The sequence below is a fragment of the Pseudoalteromonas sp. McH1-7 genome (genome assembly GCF_013366255.1).
Taxonomy (GTDB): domain Bacteria; phylum Pseudomonadota; class Gammaproteobacteria; order Enterobacterales; family Alteromonadaceae; genus Pseudoalteromonas; species Pseudoalteromonas peptidolytica.
The window spans coordinates 49,856-69,662 of the sequence record NZ_JABWPQ010000025.1; the positions used below are offsets into that span (position 1 = coordinate 49,856).

Annotated in this window: 22 protein-coding genes; 14 read left to right on the forward strand and 8 right to left on the reverse strand. The window is 43.2% G+C overall.

Annotation, left to right across the window (positions count from 1 at the left end):
• Positions 1 to 13 precede the first annotated feature (13 nt).
• From HUZ36_RS16905 to HUZ36_RS16920, 4 genes are read right to left on the reverse strand one after another with little or no spacing between them, the layout of a single operon-like run.
• Positions 14 to 577 carry a YqiA/YcfP family alpha/beta fold hydrolase gene (locus tag HUZ36_RS16905; protein WP_125250528.1) on the reverse strand — a complete coding sequence of 188 codons (564 nt, stop codon included), beginning with the start codon at positions 575 to 577 and terminating at the stop codon, positions 14 to 16.
• Positions 562 to 1,326, reverse strand: coding sequence for a metallophosphoesterase family protein (locus HUZ36_RS16910; RefSeq protein ID WP_176033487.1), 765 nt, complete (start codon positions 1,324 to 1,326; stop codon positions 562 to 564). Before HUZ36_RS16910 ends, HUZ36_RS16905 begins: the two co-directional genes overlap by 16 nt.
• Positions 1,313 to 1,768, reverse strand: coding sequence for a DUF1249 domain-containing protein (locus HUZ36_RS16915; RefSeq protein WP_176033488.1), 456 nt, complete (start codon positions 1,766 to 1,768; stop codon positions 1,313 to 1,315). Before HUZ36_RS16915 ends, HUZ36_RS16910 begins: the two co-directional genes overlap by 14 nt.
• Positions 1,769 to 1,779: 11 nt before the next feature.
• Entirely contained in the window at positions 1,780 to 2,394 is a 615-nt protein-coding gene (locus HUZ36_RS16920; RefSeq protein WP_176033489.1) for an NUDIX domain-containing protein, read from the reverse strand.
• Positions 2,395 to 2,641: 247 nt separating this feature from the next.
• On the opposite strand from HUZ36_RS16920, the gene tolC reads away from it, so the two are divergent.
• The 3 genes from tolC (at position 2,642) to HUZ36_RS16935 (ending at position 5,647) form a co-directional block, all read left to right on the forward strand.
• Positions 2,642 to 3,988, forward strand: coding sequence for an outer membrane channel protein TolC (tolC, locus tag HUZ36_RS16925; protein WP_176033490.1), 1,347 nt, complete (start codon positions 2,642 to 2,644; stop codon positions 3,986 to 3,988).
• A 104-nt stretch (positions 3,989 to 4,092) separates the two neighbouring features.
• Positions 4,093 to 5,016 (forward strand): LpxL/LpxP family Kdo(2)-lipid IV(A) lauroyl/palmitoleoyl acyltransferase, encoded by a 924-nt coding sequence (gene lpxL, locus HUZ36_RS16930; protein WP_176033491.1) that lies wholly within the window; start codon positions 4,093 to 4,095, stop codon positions 5,014 to 5,016.
• Between the two features lie 19 nt (positions 5,017 to 5,035).
• A complete protein-coding gene (locus HUZ36_RS16935) occupies positions 5,036 to 5,647 on the forward strand; it encodes a TcpQ domain-containing protein (RefSeq protein ID WP_125250534.1) in 612 nt (203 codons plus the stop codon).
• On the opposite strand, the gene glnE is transcribed toward HUZ36_RS16935, so the two are convergent.
• Entirely contained in the window at positions 5,644 to 8,439 is a 2,796-nt protein-coding gene (gene glnE / locus HUZ36_RS16940; protein ID WP_176033492.1) for a bifunctional [glutamate--ammonia ligase]-adenylyl-L-tyrosine phosphorylase/[glutamate--ammonia-ligase] adenylyltransferase, read from the reverse strand. The genes HUZ36_RS16935 and glnE overlap by 4 nt on opposite strands.
• Positions 8,440 to 8,517: 78 nt before the next feature.
• On the opposite strand from glnE, the gene HUZ36_RS16945 reads away from it, so the two are divergent.
• From HUZ36_RS16945 to HUZ36_RS16975, 7 genes are all read left to right on the forward strand, one after another.
• Positions 8,518 to 9,411, forward strand: coding sequence for a DUF350 domain-containing protein (locus tag HUZ36_RS16945; protein ID WP_176033493.1), 894 nt, complete (start codon positions 8,518 to 8,520; stop codon positions 9,409 to 9,411).
• Between the two features lie 11 nt (positions 9,412 to 9,422).
• Complete coding sequence (locus tag HUZ36_RS16950; protein ID WP_128730916.1) at positions 9,423 to 9,938, forward strand: hypothetical protein; 516 nt, start codon at positions 9,423 to 9,425, stop codon at positions 9,936 to 9,938.
• Positions 9,939 to 10,059: 121 nt separating this feature from the next.
• The gene (rsmE, locus tag HUZ36_RS16955; protein ID WP_147388822.1) at positions 10,060 to 10,794 is read left to right on the forward strand and encodes a 16S rRNA (uracil(1498)-N(3))-methyltransferase; all 735 of its coding nucleotides are present in this window, start codon (positions 10,060 to 10,062) and stop codon (positions 10,792 to 10,794) included.
• Between the two features lie 57 nt (positions 10,795 to 10,851).
• Positions 10,852 to 11,811, forward strand: a complete 960-nt coding sequence (gene gshB, locus HUZ36_RS16960) for a glutathione synthase (protein ID WP_147388788.1) — start codon at positions 10,852 to 10,854, stop codon at positions 11,809 to 11,811.
• 19 nt (positions 11,812 to 11,830) lie between these two features.
• The gene (locus HUZ36_RS16965; RefSeq protein WP_176033494.1) at positions 11,831 to 12,388 is read left to right on the forward strand and encodes a YqgE/AlgH family protein; all 558 of its coding nucleotides are present in this window, start codon (positions 11,831 to 11,833) and stop codon (positions 12,386 to 12,388) included.
• 34 nt (positions 12,389 to 12,422) lie between these two features.
• Positions 12,423 to 12,872, forward strand: a complete 450-nt coding sequence (gene ruvX, locus HUZ36_RS16970; RefSeq protein ID WP_125250540.1) for a Holliday junction resolvase RuvX — start codon at positions 12,423 to 12,425, stop codon at positions 12,870 to 12,872.
• Positions 12,873 to 13,173: 301 nt separating this feature from the next.
• A complete protein-coding gene (locus tag HUZ36_RS16975) occupies positions 13,174 to 14,211 on the forward strand; it encodes an alpha/beta hydrolase family protein (RefSeq protein ID WP_176033495.1) in 1,038 nt (345 codons plus the stop codon).
• 21 nt (positions 14,212 to 14,232) lie between these two features.
• On the opposite strand, the gene HUZ36_RS16980 is transcribed toward HUZ36_RS16975, so the two are convergent.
• Genes HUZ36_RS16980 through HUZ36_RS16990 form a run of 3 tightly spaced genes read right to left on the reverse strand, consistent with a single transcriptional unit; the run spans position 14,233 to position 17,268 of the window.
• Positions 14,233 to 15,108 (reverse strand): hypothetical protein, encoded by an 876-nt coding sequence (locus tag HUZ36_RS16980; protein WP_176033496.1) that lies wholly within the window; start codon positions 15,106 to 15,108, stop codon positions 14,233 to 14,235.
• A complete protein-coding gene (locus HUZ36_RS16985; RefSeq protein WP_125250543.1) occupies positions 15,086 to 16,207 on the reverse strand; it encodes a PilT/PilU family type 4a pilus ATPase in 1,122 nt (373 codons plus the stop codon). Before HUZ36_RS16985 ends, HUZ36_RS16980 begins: the two co-directional genes overlap by 23 nt.
• Positions 16,208 to 16,221: 14 nt before the next feature.
• On the reverse strand, positions 16,222 to 17,268 hold the full coding sequence (locus HUZ36_RS16990) for a type IV pilus twitching motility protein PilT (RefSeq protein ID WP_125250544.1): 1,047 nt from the start codon (positions 17,266 to 17,268) through the stop codon (positions 16,222 to 16,224).
• Positions 17,269 to 17,298: 30 nt separating this feature from the next.
• On the opposite strand from HUZ36_RS16990, the gene HUZ36_RS16995 reads away from it, so the two are divergent.
• The 4 genes from HUZ36_RS16995 to HUZ36_RS17010 are packed head-to-tail and all read left to right on the forward strand — an operon-like array spanning position 17,299 to position 19,805.
• On the forward strand, positions 17,299 to 17,982 hold the full coding sequence (locus HUZ36_RS16995; RefSeq protein ID WP_176033497.1) for a YggS family pyridoxal phosphate-dependent enzyme: 684 nt from the start codon (positions 17,299 to 17,301) through the stop codon (positions 17,980 to 17,982).
• A 13-nt stretch (positions 17,983 to 17,995) separates the two neighbouring features.
• Positions 17,996 to 18,817 carry a pyrroline-5-carboxylate reductase gene (gene proC, locus HUZ36_RS17000; RefSeq protein WP_176033498.1) on the forward strand — a complete coding sequence of 274 codons (822 nt, stop codon included), beginning with the start codon at positions 17,996 to 17,998 and terminating at the stop codon, positions 18,815 to 18,817.
• Positions 18,818 to 18,827: 10 nt separating this feature from the next.
• Positions 18,828 to 19,361 carry a YggT family protein gene (locus HUZ36_RS17005; RefSeq protein ID WP_125250547.1) on the forward strand — a complete coding sequence of 178 codons (534 nt, stop codon included), beginning with the start codon at positions 18,828 to 18,830 and terminating at the stop codon, positions 19,359 to 19,361.
• A gap of 9 nt (positions 19,362 to 19,370) precedes the next feature.
• Complete coding sequence (locus HUZ36_RS17010; protein ID WP_128730909.1) at positions 19,371 to 19,805, forward strand: DUF4426 domain-containing protein; 435 nt, start codon at positions 19,371 to 19,373, stop codon at positions 19,803 to 19,805.
• Positions 19,806 to 19,807: the final 2 nt, after the last annotated feature.

Consider the following 19,807-nt stretch of genomic DNA (forward strand, 5'->3'; position numbering starts at 1 on the left):
TTGTGCACAGATTTCAATTTGTGATAGTTAAAAATTTGGCGATGGTAGTAAAATAGCGTGAAAACTCGACAAAGCTATGATCCCCACCAAACTCTATAATTTGACGACAATGACTATAATAGCGTACCGCTTCTTCAAAAGGCAGCACCTCATCACCTGTTTGTTGCAATAATAGCAAGTTTTCTGGATTACTAAGCTTTGGTGTGTATATTGTTTTTAACGCTTCAACATGCTCGTACAGTAACTCATAATGACAATCCTGATATGGGTTGTATTGTGGCCCAAGGTAGTCGTTAAGTAATAAAAAAGGCCTAACAGCAGGGTTTATCACCACAGCTTTGCAGCCTTTTAGCTGTGAAAAGTAGGTGGCATAGTATCCACCCAGTGAACTACCTAATAACACAGTATCAGAATCAATGATGCTATCCAACTGTGCGAGTGCAACTCGAGGATCGAAATGCAGCCTAGGGGTTATATAACGCTCTGGCTTTCCACGCATATACACACCAAACTCCGTTGCCTTAAAGGATAGCTCTGAGCTGTTAAAGCCATGAATGTAGACTACCTGTCGAGCCATTTGACCTCTGTATTTATACCGTTGTTATTAAAGGTTATTAGACGATATGCGGGCCCTAAATCACACTGCTGCCACTCTTTAGTATGCTTTACAAACTGAATTGAAGTTGCAGGCGTGGCATAAATAGGTAATGTACGAAATTTTTGTTGATACTCATGGTGTACATGACCGTGAAACAGCCCTATGACCTGCTTGGTATCCACTAACGTGTTGAGCAGTTCAGGTCCATTTTCAAGCATGTGTTTATCTAAATATCCATCAATGGACTTAGGGTGATGATGTGTAAACACAATCGTTTGTTGTGTTATATGACGTTTTAGCGCGTCGAGATGCGCCCTTTCACACCACCCTGCCGGCGTTTCGCCTTTTGAATTTACCAACAGTATTTCACCAAACGGGGCTGTGATCCTCTTGTGGGGAAAAATCTTCCCAGTACTAATTTGTTCAAGTAAGGCGATGTCATCATGATTCCCTGGCACCCACAATACTGGGCAATGCAGCTCACTGTTAGTGACCAAACGGGCGAAAGCTTGATACGACTCAGTCGTATGGTCTTGAGTTAAGTCGCCGCCAAATATGACCACATCGCAATGCTCTTGTGCCATCGCAGCCAATGTTTGTTGTAGATTGGCTGCAGTATTCACTCCAAAATACTCACCCGAATCGTCAGCAAATAAATGACTATCGCTGAAGTGTCCAATCCTAATTTGCTGCTTGTTGATTGTTAATGCAGACTCAAACCATGCCATTATTCACATCCCAGTTTAGTTGTACTCGGCCTTTTTCTAAGCACACCATTAACCAATCAGCCAAAAAAGCATTAACTTGATACTTTTCGTCCTTCTGATGCATATCAGGGTTTGGGTAGCCATAAGAGGGTTTGATCCGGCGATGATAATTACGATGGATAACTTCAGCGACTTTCGCATCGTGATATAAACGCACAGACAAAGAGAAATGTGGTAAATGCTCACTCACCACCGTAACTTGTTCAATTAAAATGTCTGTGGTGTACTTACTTACCCCTTCTACTGTCAGGCTGTAGCGAGCAGAGGCCAGATCAATAATACGACACTCCCCGGGCGTTTCCTCAGGCAGCAATTTAAGCATCCGTAAATAATTACGCTCACACAGAGTAATGTAGCGAGGCAGAGATTGAATATACTGCTTTGAACTGAGCACCTGTGACAAAAATACAACTCCTATCCTGCTTGCACAATTCGCGCTTTATTTAGTGCCAACCATTGTAGACTAATAACAGTCGCAGCGTTATCGATTTCCTCATTATCCAGTCGAGCCAAGGCGTCTTCAAAGGGAATAACATGTACTTTAATATCCTCATTTTCTGTATCGAGGCCAAAAATTCCACCTGCGTCAGTCAAGTCGGTAAGCGCCAGATATAAATACAATCGCTCCGTTGTGCCACCGGGGCTGGATAGGTAAGAACGCATATAAATCATTTCATTAAGGTCAAGCCCTGCCTCTTCTTTTGCTTCTTTTCGCGCTACGGCTTCATAATCTTGGCTTCCTTCAGCCATGCCCGCTATACACTCCAGTAACCATGGTGTGTTTTTAGAGGCCAATGCACCTATTCGAATTTGCTCAATAAGTAGCACCCTATCTGTCACTGGATCATAGGGTAATACGGCAACGGCATGCCCTCGCTCAAGTATCTCTCGGGTAACGGTTGGTGAGACTCCACCGGCAAATAGAGCATGACTAAATTGGTATTTGTGAATGGTAAAGAAGCCATCAAAGACTGTTTCCATTGAAGAAACAGTGACATCGGCTTTATTAAACTGACTCAAAGATTTCATAAAATAATCCTGTTATTTTTGACAGCAACGGTTTAAAAGCTAACCAATCGCCCTTATATTAGCTTCATACTCTAAAAAGTAAACGAAGTCGTTTACCTTTAACTTTTTCCACTTTACAATACCCAGAAGGTATTAATATATTCTGTTACACTTGTTGGCGATGTTTTACGCATTAAGTCTTTAATTGGGCTGTAAAAACAGGGTAACATGCTGACAGTATAAAAATTGTCTAAGGACTGAGCGAAAAATGAAAAAAACTCTACTATCGTTGGTTGTTGGGTTGTCGTGCGCACTTTCAAGCAGCCTGTCCCACGCGGAAGACTTACTGCAAGTATACGACATTGCAACGGCTAACGATCCCACTGTATTAAAAGCAAAAGCACAAGCAGATTCACAGAAGTATGCCCAAGACCAGGCCTTAGGGGTGTTGCTACCTCAACTTGGTTTTAGAATGAGCTACTCAGATACCAATTCTGAGGGCGCTCCTAATGACCAGAATGATGCCACAGGTTATACGTTAGTAGAATCAGACAGCGATACGTTTAGCCGCTCGATTACACTCAATCAAACCATTTTTGATATGGCCTCGTGGCAGAGCTTATCTATCGCTGAAAAACGAGCAATGCAGGCTATGACTCAGTATGAGCGCGAAAAGCAATCTCTGATTGTTCGTATCGCTGAAGGTTACTTTAACGTACTTAGTGCGTTAGATAGCCTAGAGTTTGTCCAAGCTGAAAAGCGCGCGATTGAACGCCAACTAGAGCAAACAAAACAGCGCTATGAGGTGGGCTTAACGGCAATTACTGACGTTCATGAAGCGCGAGCTCAGTTTGACCGTGCAGTTGCCGACGAGATAATCGCGAGCAATGCAGTGGAAACTGCTCGAGAGACATTGCGTACCATTACGGGTAAGTACCATGCTAAGTTGGATAAGCTTAATACAGAAACATTCTCAACGGTAAAGCCAACACAAAACACGTCTGATTTTATTGAAATTGCAAAAGGTAAAAACCTAGACTTGCAAGTTGCTAAGTCCGCGGTTGAAATTGCAAAAGATCAGATTGACCTTGCAAATGCAGGCCATTATCCAACGCTAAATTTGAACGCAACATACAGCGACTCATTAAGGGATTTTACAGGTAGACAGCATGCTCCTCGTGGTGATGAAACCACGGTAGGACTAACGCTCGACGTGCCAATTTACTCTGGCGGTCGCACGGTAGCTGCGACAGATCAAGCTCGTGCTAATTTTGTAGCTAGTAGCGAAGATATGGAAGCGGCAATGCGCAACATGACACGCTCGGTCATCACTTCATATAACCAAGTGGCTTCTGATGTTGCAACCTATCGTGCACTTGAGCAAGCGGTAGTCTCTGCAGAAAGCGCATTGCAAGCCACAGAAGCAGGATTTGATGTAGGTACTCGTACTATTGTTGACGTGCTAGTAAGCACACAAAACCTGTATAACGCCAAACGTAACTTAGCGGATATTCGCTATCGCTATGTGTTGTCTTCGCTTCGTTTAAAGCAAGCATCAGGGACATTGTCTCGTGCTGATCTTGAAGCAATTAACCAAGGTTTGATTGAAGGCTAAGCACTTTAATTATTACCTATGAAAGGCCAGCTATGCTGGCTTTTTGTATTTTTACAGCAATATAGATAAACTAGCTGCTTCAATTGAGTCTTAGGTATATTACTTTGGTTACGCATTCACCTTTTAAATGGTCATTTCTAGCACCTAAATTTTGGCTAACTTGGCTGGGTGTCTTTTTTCTTTATCTCATTTCTTGGTTACCACAACGCTGGCAGTTTGCCATTGGCAAAGGGCTTGGTCGCCTGATCCACAAATATATGAAACGACGCCGCCACATTGCTGATGTCAACTTAAAGCTGTGTTTTCCGCATCTTACTGAAGCTGAGCATCACGCTATGCTGCTAAAAAATATGGAGAACACCGCCATAGCAACGCTTGAAACCGGCATGGCTTGGTGGTGGCCTACATGGCGTGTAAACCGAGTTGTTGGCTCAATCAAAGGGATGGAACACATTGAGGCTATACAGCAACAAGGTAAAGGCGTGCTCATGCTGGTGCCCCATATGCTGCATTTAGAAATGGTTAGTCGAGTTCTGGGTACCAAAATACAAGGGGTTGGATTTTATCGTCCCCATAACAATCCGCTTATGGAGTTTTTCATGACTCGTGGTCGACTGCGCTCTAACGAATACCTAGTCACCAAACGAGACGTAAAAGGGCTCCTAAAAACTTTAGCAAGTAAGCGTGTGTGTTATTACCTACCGGATCAGGATTATGGCCGCAAGCGCTGTGAGTTTGCACCGTTTTTTGCCATACCTGATGCTGCTACTACTACTGGTACTTTGTTATTTTCTGCTAGTAAAAATGCTGAGACTTTAAGCTTACACTGTACGAGGGACAACAAAGGGATGTATCATCTAGAAATACAACCTGTTTTGGAAGCGTTTCCAAGCGGTGATAACCTTGCTGATGTCACCCGTGTTAACGAGAGAATGGAGCAAGCAATCAATTGCGCACCAGATCAATACATGTGGGTACATCGACGCTTTAAAACGCGTCCAGATGAGAAAGCACCTTCGCTATACTAGCAGCTCGGAGTAGTTTTTTATGGCAAAAAAAAGAAGAAAAAGCAATGTATCCGCAATTTGGTTTTGGACCAAGCACCTTTCTTTGGGTGTGCTATTGATATGGGCTGCCTACTATTTTCTTTTTGGCGCATCAAAGAATTTAAATTTTAAAGAAACCACAAATGTTGCCGCCCAAGGGTTATCACAATTTTACGAAAGCTTCAGAAATAGAATGAGTGATCGCGATACCGATCGCGAAAAGTACGTGATTACATTAGGCAAGCCAACCTACCCGTTAGATGATGCACTCGCCCAAAGAGCATTGGCAGTAAAACCTTCAAACTCGAAGTGGACAGGCGAAAAACAACCAAGACGCTTCGACACCGGAGATACATTAAAAGATGTGCTGTCAAAACAAGCAAAGGAAGAAGGTGTAGAGCTGTTTTGGTACCTTGAACGAGATTATGTGGTGAAGTATAACTTCCGCCTTGATACTGACTTTGTCACCGCGTTATATCAGGTAGGCACGGCGATTAACGATGACTTCGAATTTCAAGTATATACTTTCTTCTGTCCACGGGAGCGTGCTGCGGTGATCACTCAAAACCCACCGCTGTACGTACGTGAAAATTGTCGCAAGTTGGCCGGTTAGCCTAATAAGCGCTGCCAAACTTGTGTAACCTGTTGAGCGTATTGTGTAAATTCGCTGCGCTCAACCGCCCTGCCGAGCTGATTCAAACTGTTAAAGTGGTACCTATCTCTAAATAGGCAATACGCTGAAACCAGTGTTTCCATCTCAAGTTTTTCTATCATAGCAACAGCTCCTGCTTGCTCTAAAATACGGATGTTATCCGTATACTTACACAGTTGAGGATAGGTATGACTATATTGGAGCACTATGTATTGACTCATAAACTCAATATCTGTCATGCCGCCAACGCCTTGCTTTAGGTCAAACCGTTGCTCGTTGTCTTGATTTAGGTGCTGGCGCATTTTTTCACGCATTTTACACACATCATCGACTAATTTAGTGCTATCGCGCTTTTGCGTCAGGATCCCATGGCGAATTTCAGTAAAACGTGTTTGCATTGTTTCTTCACCGAGTACCATACGTGCCCTCACTAAAGCCTGATGCTCCCAAGTCCAAGCTTGCTCAAGTTGATACTGATAAAAGCTCTCAAGGTTAATCGCCAGTAAACCTGAATTTCCTTCTGGGCGCAGACGGGTATCAAGTTCATATAACATACCCGATAGCGTCTTGGTATTGAACAAGTGCATAAGACGCTGTGCCAACTTCATGTAAAATTGTCTCGATGAAATCGACTTTTCACCTTGCGTGTAGCTTTCACCATCTCGATTGTGTACAAAGACTAAATCTAAATCTGAGTTATAACCTAATTCATAGCCACCGGCCTTACCGTAGGCTATGACAGCAAAGCCTTTTTCTGTAATCGTAGCTCCTTGTGGCGCACCATAGCGAGCCACCATATGCCCCCAAGCAATGTCTACCGCTTTTGCAATAATCGCTTCGGCTAAGGCTGTAAGGTGGTCACTCACCTTCATTATGTCGAGCACTCCTGTGGCATCTGCTGCTGCGATCTTAAGCTGATGAGTTTGCTTAAACTGGCGCAGCGCTTCCATTTGTGTTTCTACATCTTGCTCGTCAATACGTAAAAAGAGTTGCTGGATCTCGCTGTGATAAGCACTTAATGGCAGTGGTTTATATAGACTTTGTGGGTCTATTAGCTCATCGAGTAAGATGGGGTATTTGGCAATATGCTCTGCAATCCAGGCACTGTGACAACAAAGTTTAATTAGCTGTGTTAACGCACCATGATTTTCATATAGCAGCTCTAGATAAGCGGTTCGAGAAACAATTTTATTAATAACACTGAATACACGTGCCAAAGCAGGTTCGATGTTCTGTTTGCTCAATTCACGTAATAGCGCAGGGATCAACTTATCTAGAATATCTCTGCCTCGGGTACCGGCTTGTTTTTTACTTAGCCCGGATTTAAATGCTTCCAGATCAGCCTGCCACTGTGGAAAACAAGGTGTCGCATTACACTCACCAAGCTGCATAATTTCCGCACTTTGCCAAGCATAAACTGCGCTGTCATCATCTTCTACCGCCTCTTCAGGCGGCTCACCAATAACTTGATTGAACTCAGTTCGAACCTCTTCCATTATTCGCTGAAGTGTTTGTTCGACCTGAGTATAATCCTGACACTGCAATAAGTAGCTAAGGCGCAAACAAGCAAGTGTATCATCGGGTAAAGTTTGAGTCTGTTTGTCATCGAATGCTTGTAAGTATTGTTCAACTTTTCGAAGTGACAGGTAATGATTGTAGAGCGTGTTTTTAACCTCTTTAGGCACTATATCTAGCGCTTCTAGTTGTTCAAGCGCAGTTAACAACGACGACGTTTGTAATGGTGTTTCACGCCCTCCTCGAATAAGCTGCAATGCTTGTACGATAAACTCCACTTCGCGGATACCACCAGCACCAAGCTTAATGTTATTTGTTAAGCCTTTGCGTCTAACTTCTTGGGCTATCATCTGTTTCATTTTGCGCAAAGAGTCAATTACTGAAAAGTCAATATAACGGCGATAAACAAAAGGCCTTATCAAATCATAAAACTCTTGCCAATACGCTGATGGCTCACCAATGGGACGCGCTTTTAACATGGCGTAGCGCTCCCACTCACGACCTTGATCTTGATAGTAGTCTTCCATTGCCGCATAACTCATCACCAGCGGGCCACTATCGCCAAAAGGTCTCAACCGCATGTCAACTCTGAACACTTGGCCATCCACAGTCACTTGGTTTAGTGCTGCAATTAACTTTTGAGCCACACGAGTGTAAAACACCTGTGCTTCGATGCTACGCCTCCCTCCTGTAGTCGAAATACTTCGAGGGTAAGCAAAAATAAGATCAATGTCAGACGAGAAATTTAGCTCTTTACCACCTAACTTGCCCATGCCCAATACTGTCATTGGAAGTGGATTATCAGCTTCATCCTTTGGAGAACCTGACTGTACTTCACAAGATGAGTACGCCCATTGGTAGGCATTGGCTATCAAGGTGTCTGACAGGGCTGAAATATAGCCAATACTGTCATCAATTGGGTTATCTGCTACCAAATCCAGCCACATCACCTTCAACCAATACTTCAACCGGTAATGACGTAATTGTGCAAAGGCTTGTTGCTCATCAGGCAGTGGGGCAGAAAAGTCAAACACCGCTGGGCAATCGCGTCTTTTCATCTGTGCATCATCAAGAAGCCATGCGCCCCATTCGGGAAATCGCGACAAGATACGAAATGCAAAGTCACTCAAAGCGAGCAAACGAGCCAGTTTGGGCTGCACCGTTTTATCGCCAAAAACAATTTTAAAACGTTCAAGCGCAAGCGCATTTAATGCCTGTTGTGAAAACAATTCCGACATAAAAACTCCACGGTTAGCTGGCTCTCTTTGTGAGCAGTGTTATAGTAACTCTATCTAAAACACAACCTTACACCGAGTATGAGTTATTTGTCTTTACACAATATCAATTTTTTGGCGATTTTAATTTGCTTTGTTATCGTCTGTGCACTCACTATTTTGTTACGTTTAATGATCCAACGCATTGCCAATAACCTACTTGAAGAAGAGCTAGCCCAACGTGACAACTTTGCTCTTGGGATCAGTTATGCAAGTCAAATAACCATGTTGTGTATTTGTGTCGCCTATTTATTCAATGACCTAGGTGTGGTGAGAGCGCAAACATATCCACTGCAAGTCGGACTCCACATCAGCTTAGTTGTCGCGTTTATATATTTTGGGCAATGGATCCATCGCAAGTGGATTTTATATCAATTCAATGAAGAAGAAGCGATTTTAAAACAGAATATCTGCGCCGCGATGGTTGACTCGGGTATGTTGCTGGGCAATACGATTTTGGTGCTAGGCATGTATCACTGGGTGCATCCGAAAGGCTGGAGTGATTTGCTTGTGGTAGCACTTGGCTTTTTACTGCTACAGCTTTTATTTACGTTAGACAGTAAAGTAAGAGAAAGTCGCTTTGCTAAACTCAATCAGGGCGCGTCCTTGCAGCAAAACTTTAATTTGCGAAACACCTCGATTGGGATCCGCTATGCAGGGAAAACCATTGGCCTAGCTTTAGCCATTTATGCAGGTCTTCATAGTGCCCCCTACCATGGGGCTAAAGTCGTCGAAAACTTATTCTCTGTCGTTATTCATTGCGGTGTGATGTGGATATTTCTGTATCTGGGCAGTCATGTCCTTTTGCATCTATCCTTGCCAAAGGTCAACATTGGCCTTGAAGTCGATCACCAAGACAATGTCGGGATCGCCTGTTTAGAGTTTGCGGTTTTTTGTTCTATGGGCTATTTACTTATTAACTTGTTTTCGGCGTAACATGGCCTTGTATGAATGCACAAAGTGACGGATTTTTGCTAGTTGATTCCAACTGGGACTTTAGCCTAGAACTCGTCGCGCATATACAAAGTTTACATGAGGGTCTTGCCAGCAACATTATCATTGCTGGCGATAACACCAAACAGATGCTCAAAATGATGTTTAATGAACAGATTAAAGACTACTGCTATTGTGACTTTGATAATGAAATCAGCGTCTCTGAACTCGCGACGTATCTGCATCGCCACCATAATATTAGTGCAGTGTTGCTATACTCCCTTGACTACCACCTTGCAAGCGAAGAACAACGATTTATTTTTGACTCCCTTCACCCGCACCGATTTTTAATTGAGCAGTCACCACAAGGCTTTACCTTAAATATGCTTCGGGCTTCTACCACATTAAATCACTTATCATGCCACCCCAACATTGTAAGCTTACCAGCTCCGGATTTAATTCTTGCTAAGCTCACAGGCTTGTTATGCTCAAAGGAAAAAGTACTGGACAACCCTGTTGTAGATCAATGATAGCCATTACGTGCAAATATTCTAAGTGCCAGACTCAAATTGAGATATAAACAAGCGCTGATATAGACTAACGAAGCACAAGCGCTTACCATTGCCAAAAACAGCCACTCAATTTTCAATTATGCGTATTCCACATATTTATCAAGATTCACCGCTCGAAATTGGTATTCCTGTAACCTTAGATGATGATGCTGCTGGCCATATCGGCCGCGTTTTAAGAATGACGACCAAGGACAAAGTAAGCTTATTCAATGGTCAAGGTGGAGAGTATCTGTGTCATTTGAGCGAAGTGAGTAAAAAGAAAGTTATTGCTGTCCCTGAAACATTTCAAGACAATAATGTAGAGTCTCCGCTTGCCATACACCTTGGTCAAGGCATTTCCCGAGGTGATAAAATGGACTTTACTATTCAAAAGTCAGTTGAGCTTGGTGTCAGTGAAATAACCCCCTTATTCACAACCCGCTGCGGTGTAAAATTAAATGCAGAACGCCTAGCTAAAAAGCATCAGCAATGGCAAAAAATCGCCATCGCAGCAGCAGAGCAGTCGGGACGCAACACCATCACAGTGATCCACCCTCCAATAGAGCTGTCACAGTGGTTAAAACAACATAGTGATGAGCTAAAAGTTACCCTTCACCCACGTGCTGAGCACTCTATTAAAACGCTACCTTACACTCAATCTGGGATACGTTTTTTAGTCGGCCCAGAAGGTGGCTTTACTGATGAAGAACTGGTAGCCACCGCAGAGCAAGGCTTTATTGATGTACGTTTGGGCCCTCGCGTGCTAAGAACAGAAACCGCGGCCTTAACAGTACTAAGCGCACTGCAACTACAATTTGGTGATTTGGCTCTTTAAATACACAGAGTAACCCCCATATCATGGTTACATTCAGCAAGTTCAATGGAAGTATTTATGACAATTAAGTTAGGGATCATTTCTGATCCAATCAGTGGCTTTAACATTAAAAAAGACACGGGATTCGCAATGATGCTGGCGGCACAGCAACGCGGTTATGAATTGTATTATATGGAAATGAATGATCTGTTTTTATACCAAGGAGTTGCCAAAGCAACTGCCGCCAAAGCACAGGTCTTTGATAATACTTCTCACTGGTATGAGCTTGCTGAAAAACAAGAAATCGATTTGGGCGATCTTGATGTAATATTAATGCGTAAGGATCCTCCTTTCGATACAGAATATATTTATGCCACCTATATTTTAGAACGTGCAGAACTTGCCGGTGCGCTCGTTGTAAACAAACCCCAGAGCCTCCGTGATGCCAATGAAAAGCTATTTACAGCATGGTTTAGCGAGCACACACCAGACACCCTTGTCACCCGTGACCAATCTCAAATTCGTGCATTTTTAGCCAAGCATGGTGACATTATCTTAAAACCTTTGGATGGCATGGGTGGCGCTTCGATTTTCAGGGTTCGACAAGACGACGCTAACATTGGGGTGATCTGCGAAACGCTCACCGAGCACGGCTCACGATACGCAATGGCGCAAAATTATATTCCAGCAATTAAAGATGGCGATAAAAGAGTTTTGGTGGTTGATGGTGAAGTGATGCCATATTGCCTTGCGCGTATCCCTCAAGGGGGCGAGACCAGAGGTAATTTAGCCGCGGGCGGTCGCGGTGAAGCTAGACCAATTAACGAATCAGATCGTAAAATTGCCGAAGCCGTTGCCCCGACGCTAAAAGAGAAAGGTTTGATTTTCGTTGGGCTTGATATCATCGGCGACAAGCTCACCGAAATTAATGTGACTGCCCCAACCTGTGTTAAAGAAATTGAAGCCGCGTACGATATTTCAATTATGGATAAGTTTTATGATGCGATCGAGCGAAAACTCGACCATACTGAAAGTTAATCATTGAGGGGGTCTGATTATGAAATCACTCGCTAATCACTTTTTAATAGCAATGCCTAGCATGGATGACCCTTTTTTCAATCACACAGTCACTTATCTGTGTGAGCACAACGAAGACGGCGCTATGGGGCTGGTTGTTAACCACCCTATTGACGTCACGGTTGGAGAATTACTCGACCAAATCGATATTGATAACGACAAGTCGAGTCAAACATCAAAAGTAAAGATTTATGCTGGGGGGCCTGTCCATACCGACAGAGGTTTCGTGCTACACACGCCGAAGTTGGGCTATGCTTCTAGCCAAGAACTTAGCTCTGATATTATGATCACCACCTCAAAAGACGTACTGGCCTCGCTCACCTCCCCACAATCGCCAGAGGGCTTTATCATCACACTTGGTTATGCCGGGTGGGTTCAAGGCCAATTGGAAAAAGAATTGAAAGCAAACACTTGGTTAGTGGTTGAGGCTAACCCTGAGATCATTTTTAATACACCGCCTGAAAAGCGTTGGGAAAAAGCCGTACAAATGCTCGGCATTGACGTCGCGCAGTTAAGCTCACAAGCCGGCCACGCATAACCGCTTTACGCAAAAACTAACATACGAAGTATTCATGGAAAATAAAAAAGATAAGGTTGAAAAAGGCAAGCGCAGTGTGATTGGCTTTGACTTTGGCACTAAAAGTATCGGCCTTGCTATCGGCCAAGAACTTACAGCCACAGCCTCGAGTTTAGGCGCAGTTAAAGCGAATGATGGTATTCCAAATTGGGATGATATCGCCGCGTATATAAATGAGTGGCAACCTGATTTGCTTGTTGTTGGTTTGCCACTCAACATGGATGGCACCACTCAGGATTTAACCTTTCGTGCGAAAAAGTTTGCTAATCGACTCCATAATCACTTCCGCCTACCGGTTGAAACGCAAGATGAACGCCTGACCACAGCGGACGCAAGGGCTAGACTGTTTGAACAAGGTGGTTACAAAAACCTCGCAAAAGGCAAGGTCGATGGCATGTCTGCGTGTATTATTCTCGAAAGTTACTTTGAAGCAATGTGGGAATAACCCCCATACTCTGTAATCTTAAGATTAGATTTCACTTCAAGGTGATAGTAATTACCCTACGCTCAAGAAGGCGTCTGTGCGCCAATAACTAGCCTGTTGCAAACAAATTTCACGCAGTAGTGACACAGAACAACAGGCTCATAAATACATAATAGTGTTTTCAGGTTCGGTTAAAAAGCATTCACACCCCGTCCATTGGCTTGTCTACCAAAAGGCATCACAATTTGACGACAAATGACAGTTTTTCACAACTCATATCCGTATAGTTTAACTCCCTCAGTTCATTAAGGAAAAACTAGCAATGGTGAAGTTTAAATGGTGTGAAATATTGCTGACACTTTGTCTGCTTTGCATGCTATCGGCATGTAATGGCAAATCAAATAAAAGCGCTTACCCATATTCAATACACGTCTTTCACTCCCAGGACAATCAGTTAACAGGGCGACTTTATCTACCAGATGGTCATACAGACTCTGATCCAATCGTTATTCTCGTACATGGTGACGGTGCGATGGATAGCACCGCAAACGGATTTTATTTACCTATAATTCAATCATTGCTCAGCGAAAACATCGCAGCTTTTTCGTGGGATAAACCTGGCATAGGACAGTCTCAAGGGCACTGGCTGACACAATCAATGACGCAAAGAGCAGCTGAAGTAAAAGACGTAATTAGCTACCTGAAGCGTAATGGCTATGAATATAACCCAATCCATCTATTGGGTTTTAGTCAAGCCAGTTGGGTTTTTGCTCACTTATATGACGAACCGAATATTGACTCGATGATCTTGGTCGGTGGTGCCGCAAACTGGTTGGCACAAAGCCAGTACAGCATGTGGATACGCTTACTTGAAGAGGAAAAAATCGATGCTAATGATATGCAAGCCATCGCTAAGATCAAAGAATTGAGCCAACAAGAGTATCACCTTATCAAAACAGGCTACGACCACTACCTTTCATCGCCATTACACCAACACCCTTTTATGTCTGATCCCATCGCCGATGAAGCACGATTTAACTTTATTCGTAATAATATTGATGCCGATGTCCATGAGGGCTTTAGTCAGCTCACAGTGCCTATGCTTGCTATTTTCGGCGATAGCGATACCCATGTCGATATTGAACACAGTCAATTAGCATTCGCCACTGCCTATGCAAGTTCTATATCATCCAAAGCAAGATTAGTACAAGTTACTATTCCTAATGCAAGTCACAGTTTACTCAAGCCAGAACTTCCGTTTGATGCGTTATTTTCAATTGAAAAGCAACATTTTGCTCCAGATGCCATTGAGACGATAGTGAACTGGCTAACAAGACAACATCCAGGTGACGCACAATAAATAAAATGCTAAACATACCCGTTATTGTGGATTAACAACTTGGTAGTCATCTAGGTTGGGAATAAAACCTGCCTGCTTGTATGCCTTTGTAATTCGGCCTTGTTGGCGTAACATCGTTAGGCCTTTTTGTAACGCTGCAAGTGCTCGCTCGCCTTCAGGGTGAAGCCTAGACACCGCATAATGTCGGCTATCATTTAGTAATACAATCAAGTGTTTGTTTGCCACTAATTCCACCTCTGATAACGTAAAGCGATTATCCAGATTTGGCAGCAGTGGCATTAACATGAAATCAACCCAGCCCTTGCTCACCATACGCGCTTGAGAGATCCATTCAGGTTCAGCAAATACCTTTTTTAGTGAAAGCGAATGTAAGGTTTGCCAATCAGTGTGCCACTTTGGACTGGAAACTGCGGTTAACTTACTCAATCCCGTTGCATCTTTAAGTTGCTCTACAGCGCGGTTACTTGGCGCATGGAAGATCCCTGCATAATATTGTCCTTTTTTGATAACTGGCGCACTGATAAAGAGCAGGTGCGCTTTGGCAGTTAAATCTGCTTGCCAATAACTATCAAAATGAAGGAGCTGTTCTCCTTTCTCAAGTAGGTTTGATTCTCTAAAGCTCACAAAACCTGGAGTAAATTGCAACTGAAGATTGAACCCACCTATCTTTAATGCCTGAAGTGCGATAACCATATCTATCACATCACGGCGTAAATACCCTTCATTGAAATCAGTGATTGTCGTAACGTCGCGATCGCCAACAAAGTCTTCGTAGGCTGTGAGTACATCATCACGAATGAATACGTTAATCGCTTCACCGGCATATAACGTGCTGCTGAAGCACATTAAGCTACTAAAAATAGCGCTACGGTATTTAGCTTTTAGGATCCAAGCCATCAACCGTCACTCCCTGTAAGAAGCCTGCACCTTTTTGATCGTTGTTTTGAAGCTTAATCATCAAACGCAAATCATTTGGTGAGTCAGCATGGTGCAGCGCGTCTGCATAGTTGATACGCTGTTGCTTGTACAGTTCAAACAGCGCTTGGTCGAAGGTTTGCATTCCCATTTCTTTTGACTTTGCCATGGCTTCTTTAATAGAACCAATATCGCCCTTTTTAATTAGCTCAGAAACAAGGGGAGAGTTCAGCAACACCTCAATTGCAGCTTCTCTTCCTTCCCCTTTTGACGAGGGGACTAGCTGCTGCGCTACAATAGCGCGCAAGTTGAGTGCCAAGTCATATTTGAGCTTGTCGTGCTTTTCCTTAGGCACTAGGTGCATTATGCGATCAATCGCTTGGTTAGCATTGTTAGCATGTAGCGTCGCAACGCACAGATGACCCGTTTCCGCAAAGCTAAGCGCATATTCCATGGTTTCTTGTGAACGGATCTCACCAATTAAAATGACATCAGGAGCTTGGCGCAGTGAACTTTTTAGTGCTGATTCAAAGCTATCCGTGTCAATTCCGACCTCTCGCTGAGTGATAATACTTTTTTGGTGTTGATGCACAAACTCTATGGGATCTTCAATCGTTAAGATATGCCCTCGTTGGTTACGATTGCGATAGCCCAACAATGCTGCCAGCGAGGTAGATTTACCGGTTCCAGTGCCTCCAACAAATAGCACCAAGCCACGCTTTGACATAATGACATCAGTTAACACCGAAGGTAAGCCCAGCTCATTGACATCAGGGATAGCAGTAACAATACGCCTCAATACCATTCCCGCACAATCTCGTTGCCAAAATGCAGAAACACGAAAGCGACCAATCTCATTAGCGATTGCAAAGTTACATTCTTTGGCGTTGAAAAACTCTTGCTTTTGTTTCTCGCTCATTATCGAGGTAACAAGGTTTAGTGATTGCTCAGCATCAAGCTTTTCTTCACTTAGCGCCCTCAGCTCGCCATCAATCTTAGCACTCACAGCAAGGCCTGCTGAGACAAAGAGATCAGACGCTTGCTGATCTGCCATAGTTTGTAAAAATGGTTCTATATTCATTACCACACCACTGTTTAATAGCCGCCGCTAAACTGGTTTTTATCATGAGCCTTAGCACGAGCATCTTGCTGAGTGATCAAGCCTCTATTTAACAAATTCGTTAAACATTGATCCATGGTTTGCATGCCGTGCATTGCCCCTGTTTGAATTGCCGAATACATTTGCGCAATTTTATCTTCTCGAATAAGGTTACGAATAGCGGGGATCCCAAGCATAATTTCATGTGCAGCTATTCGCCCTCCTCCTACTTTTTTCACTAGTGTTTGTGAAATAACTGCTTGCAGCGACTCTGAAAGCATAGATCGCACCATGTCTTTTTCCTCTCCAGGAAAAACGTCAACAATACGGTCAATCGTCTTTGGAGCAGAGGTTGTGTGCAAAGTACCAAACACTAAATGGCCGGTTTCTGCTGCGGTTAAAGCTAGACGGATAGTTTCTAAATCACGCAATTCACCAACTAAAATAACATCTGGGTCTTCACGCAGTGCACTTCTCAGCGCCGCATTAAAGCTATGTGTATCACGATGTACTTCGCGCTGATTAATCAAGCTTTGTTTATTGTGATGAACAAACTCTATCGGATCTTCAATAGTAAGAATGTGATGATGTTTGTTGTTATTGATGTAATCAACCATTGCAGCTAAGGTGGTGGATTTACCCGAGCCTGTAGGGCCTGTCACCAGTACTAGCCCACGCGGTGTATCCGATATTTTGGTGAAAATATCTGGCGCACCCAGTTCATCTAAACTTAAGACCTGATTTGGAATAGTACGAAATACCGCAGCGGGTCCACGATTTGAATTAAAGGCGTTAACACGAAAGCGCGCTAAATTCGGCACTTCAAATGAGAAGTCAACTTCGAGGTTTTGCTCATAGTCACGACGTTGATTATCATTCATAATATCGTAGATGAGGCTGCTAACGTCTTTTGCTTCAAGCGGCGGGATATTAACCCGACGCACGTCCCCATCAACGCGGATCATAGGGGAAACACTAGACGAAAGGTGTAAGTCAGATGCTTTGTGTTGCACACTAAAAGCCAATAATTCTGTAATATCCATTTATAACTCCAAAATGAGCACAAGTACTATATGGTTACAATAGCAGAACGCTTAGATAACGCCTATGGCAGGATTGAAAAAGCCAAGCAAAACTGTCAATTCAGCGAAACAGTAAAGTTACTCGCAGTATCTAAAACTAAACCAATTGCTGACATCGAAGCGGCGATTGCCGCAGGCCAGACTCAGTTCGGAGAGTCTTATGTACAAGAAGCCGTTGACAAAGTCGTACACTTTAAAGACAACAAAGCGCTTGAGTGGCACTTTATTGGCCCTATTCAGTCAAACAAGTCGAGATTGATTGCTGAGAATTTCCACTGGGTGCAAAGCGTGGATAGAGAAAAAATTGCACGGCGTTTAAATGAACAAAGACCAAATAACCTCAAGCCGCTTAACGTACTGCTGCAAGTAAACATCAGCGGTGATGATAAAAAGTCAGGCTGCCATCCGGACGACGTTGAATCACTCGCCCTTTTTATTCATCAATGTCGTCAATTAGAGCTGCGCGGCTTAATGACAATTACCGAACAAACCAATGATAAACAAAAGCAATTGCAATATTTCCAGCAAATGCGCGCTTGCTTTGATAGACTAAAGCACCAATATCCACAGTTAGATACCTTATCGATGGGAATGAGTGGTGATTTAGAAACTGCCATTACAGCAGGTTCCACTATGGTTCGCATTGGTACTGATATTTTTGGCAAACGACAGTGAGGTGAATAATATAATGTCAAACAAGACAATTGCATTTATAGGAACAGGCAACATGAGCTATGCCATTATCGGTGGCATGATCAAAAGTGGCTTTGACGCCCAGTCAATTATCGCCACCAACCGTAATGCAGAGAAACTTGCCAACGTCGCAGCACAATTATCGGTAAGAACAACGCAGAACAACTTAGAGGCTGTCGCTGCTGCTGACGTCATAGTGTTGTCCGTCAAGCCACAAATGATGGCCGACCTATGTCAAACCTTTCAAGATGCAGATATTGATATTAGTGGTAAGCTATTTATTTCTGTAGCCGCAGGTATCACAGTTGCGCGCTTAAGAGAGATGCTAGGACAGCCAGTAAAAATAGTACGTTGTATGCCAAATACTCCTTCATTGTTAGGTCGAGGTGTATCTGGCTTGTATGGCGTTGACATCAGCGATGAAGAGAAAAGTTATGTCGAACAAGTATTTTCATCTACAGGCATTGCGCTTTGGCTTGACGAAGAGTCAAAGATCAATGATGTAATTGCCGTAACTGGATCGTCGCCAGCTTACTTTTTCTTATTTATGGAAGCCATAGAAGAAAAAGCAATTGCACTTGGCTTTAGTCGTGAAGAAGCGAGAAAATTAGTTCAACAAACCGCGCTTGGCGCTGCTGAAATGGCACTTTCTCAGCCTGATATTAGTATTGCCCAATTACGTGCTAACGTCACTTCAAAAGGTGGTACAACACATGCGGCTGTTGAGCATTTAAAAGCGCAACAATTACCAAAAACCGTAGCAGACGCGATGGATGCTTGTATCGCGCGCGCTGAAGCAATGGAACAAGAAATTTAAAAGGTGACCAATGAATGCCATGCAATTTTTAGTTGGGATCGTATTTGATCTGTTTTTAATGGTCGTATTACTACGATTTTGGCTGCAACTTGTAAGAGCGGATTTTTATAACCCGCTTAGCCAAGCCGTGGTTAAGGCAACCTCTTTTGCAGTCAACCCACTGCGTAAAATTATCCCCGGCGTTGGTGGATTAGATCTCGCTTCCTTAGTACTGGCATTCATTGTTGGCTTTGCCAAAATGGCGGCTCTGATGACATTGTTTGGTGGTTACTTCGATGCGCTCGGTGCATTGGTTGGGGGTGCGATTACCGTCTTAAAAGAAGCGTTTAGCCTAGTTTTTTGGATTCTAATAATTCGCGCAATCTTAAGCTGGGTAGCGCAAGGTTACAACCCGGTCGCTGCAGTATTTGAACAATTAACAGAGCCAATGCTAAGACCTATCCGTAAAGTTATTCCACCTTTAGGTGGGTTAGACTTATCTATTTTGGTGCTTATCATTGGGATGCAGTTTTTACAAATTCTGATGATGGACTTGTTAAGATAGGTGCGAGAAATGAGAAAACTGATTGCTGCTTTTATTATACTACTTTCCCCTTTTGTTTATGCCAGTGAACAGCAAGGTGGCCAATTTAAAGACTTAGGACCTTGGGAAGTGCACTACATCGCTTTTCCATCCACATTTGTGCAGCCCAACATTGCTAAAGCATATAATTTAACTCGAAGTGGCAACAAAGCGATTGTAAATATTTCTGTTTTGGCAGATAAACCCGGTAAGCCTGCAATTAAAGCAAAGGTTACGGGTAGTGCTAAAAACTTACTGGGCAAAGTTGTTCCGTTAAATTTTAAAGAGGTCGTTGAAGGTGAAGCGGTCTATTATCTTGCTCAATTAGACTATGACGATGAAGATATTTTTCGTTTTAATGTCGAAATAACCAAAGATAAGCAAACACGCAAGCTTACGTTCTCACAAAAGTTTTATGAAGAGTAGAA

What these genes read in the sequence shown, in the direction of transcription:
- HUZ36_RS16905 (WP_125250528.1), bottom strand. Translation starts at nt 577, where the DNA reads ATGGCTCGACAGGTAGTCTACATTCATGGCTTTAACAGCTCAGAGCTA.
- HUZ36_RS16910 (WP_176033487.1), bottom strand. Translation starts at nt 1,326, where the DNA reads ATGGCATGGTTTGAGTCTGCATTAACAATCAACAAGCAGCAAATTAGG.
- HUZ36_RS16920 (WP_176033489.1), bottom strand. Translation starts at nt 2,394, where the DNA reads ATGAAATCTTTGAGTCAGTTTAATAAAGCCGATGTCACTGTTTCTTCA.
- tolC (WP_176033490.1), top strand. Translation starts at nt 2,642, where the DNA reads ATGAAAAAAACTCTACTATCGTTGGTTGTTGGGTTGTCGTGCGCACTT.
- HUZ36_RS16935 (WP_125250534.1), top strand. Translation starts at nt 5,036, where the DNA reads ATGGCAAAAAAAAGAAGAAAAAGCAATGTATCCGCAATTTGGTTTTGG.
- glnE (WP_176033492.1), bottom strand. Translation starts at nt 8,439, where the DNA reads ATGTCGGAATTGTTTTCACAACAGGCATTAAATGCGCTTGCGCTTGAA.
- HUZ36_RS16945 (WP_176033493.1), top strand. Translation starts at nt 8,518, where the DNA reads ATGAGTTATTTGTCTTTACACAATATCAATTTTTTGGCGATTTTAATT.
- HUZ36_RS16950 (WP_128730916.1), top strand. Translation starts at nt 9,423, where the DNA reads ATGAATGCACAAAGTGACGGATTTTTGCTAGTTGATTCCAACTGGGAC.
- rsmE (WP_147388822.1), top strand. Translation starts at nt 10,060, where the DNA reads ATGCGTATTCCACATATTTATCAAGATTCACCGCTCGAAATTGGTATT.
- gshB (WP_147388788.1), top strand. Translation starts at nt 10,852, where the DNA reads ATGACAATTAAGTTAGGGATCATTTCTGATCCAATCAGTGGCTTTAAC.
- HUZ36_RS16965 (WP_176033494.1), top strand. Translation starts at nt 11,831, where the DNA reads ATGAAATCACTCGCTAATCACTTTTTAATAGCAATGCCTAGCATGGAT.
- ruvX (WP_125250540.1), top strand. Translation starts at nt 12,423, where the DNA reads ATGGAAAATAAAAAAGATAAGGTTGAAAAAGGCAAGCGCAGTGTGATT.
- HUZ36_RS16975 (WP_176033495.1), top strand. Translation starts at nt 13,174, where the DNA reads ATGGTGAAGTTTAAATGGTGTGAAATATTGCTGACACTTTGTCTGCTT.
- HUZ36_RS16980 (WP_176033496.1), bottom strand. Translation starts at nt 15,108, where the DNA reads ATGGCTTGGATCCTAAAAGCTAAATACCGTAGCGCTATTTTTAGTAGC.
- HUZ36_RS16985 (WP_125250543.1), bottom strand. Translation starts at nt 16,207, where the DNA reads ATGAATATAGAACCATTTTTACAAACTATGGCAGATCAGCAAGCGTCT.
- HUZ36_RS16990 (WP_125250544.1), bottom strand. Translation starts at nt 17,268, where the DNA reads ATGGATATTACAGAATTATTGGCTTTTAGTGTGCAACACAAAGCATCT.
- HUZ36_RS16995 (WP_176033497.1), top strand. Translation starts at nt 17,299, where the DNA reads ATGGTTACAATAGCAGAACGCTTAGATAACGCCTATGGCAGGATTGAA.
- proC (WP_176033498.1), top strand. Translation starts at nt 17,996, where the DNA reads ATGTCAAACAAGACAATTGCATTTATAGGAACAGGCAACATGAGCTAT.
- HUZ36_RS17005 (WP_125250547.1), top strand. Translation starts at nt 18,828, where the DNA reads ATGAATGCCATGCAATTTTTAGTTGGGATCGTATTTGATCTGTTTTTA.
- HUZ36_RS17010 (WP_128730909.1), top strand. Translation starts at nt 19,371, where the DNA reads ATGAGAAAACTGATTGCTGCTTTTATTATACTACTTTCCCCTTTTGTT.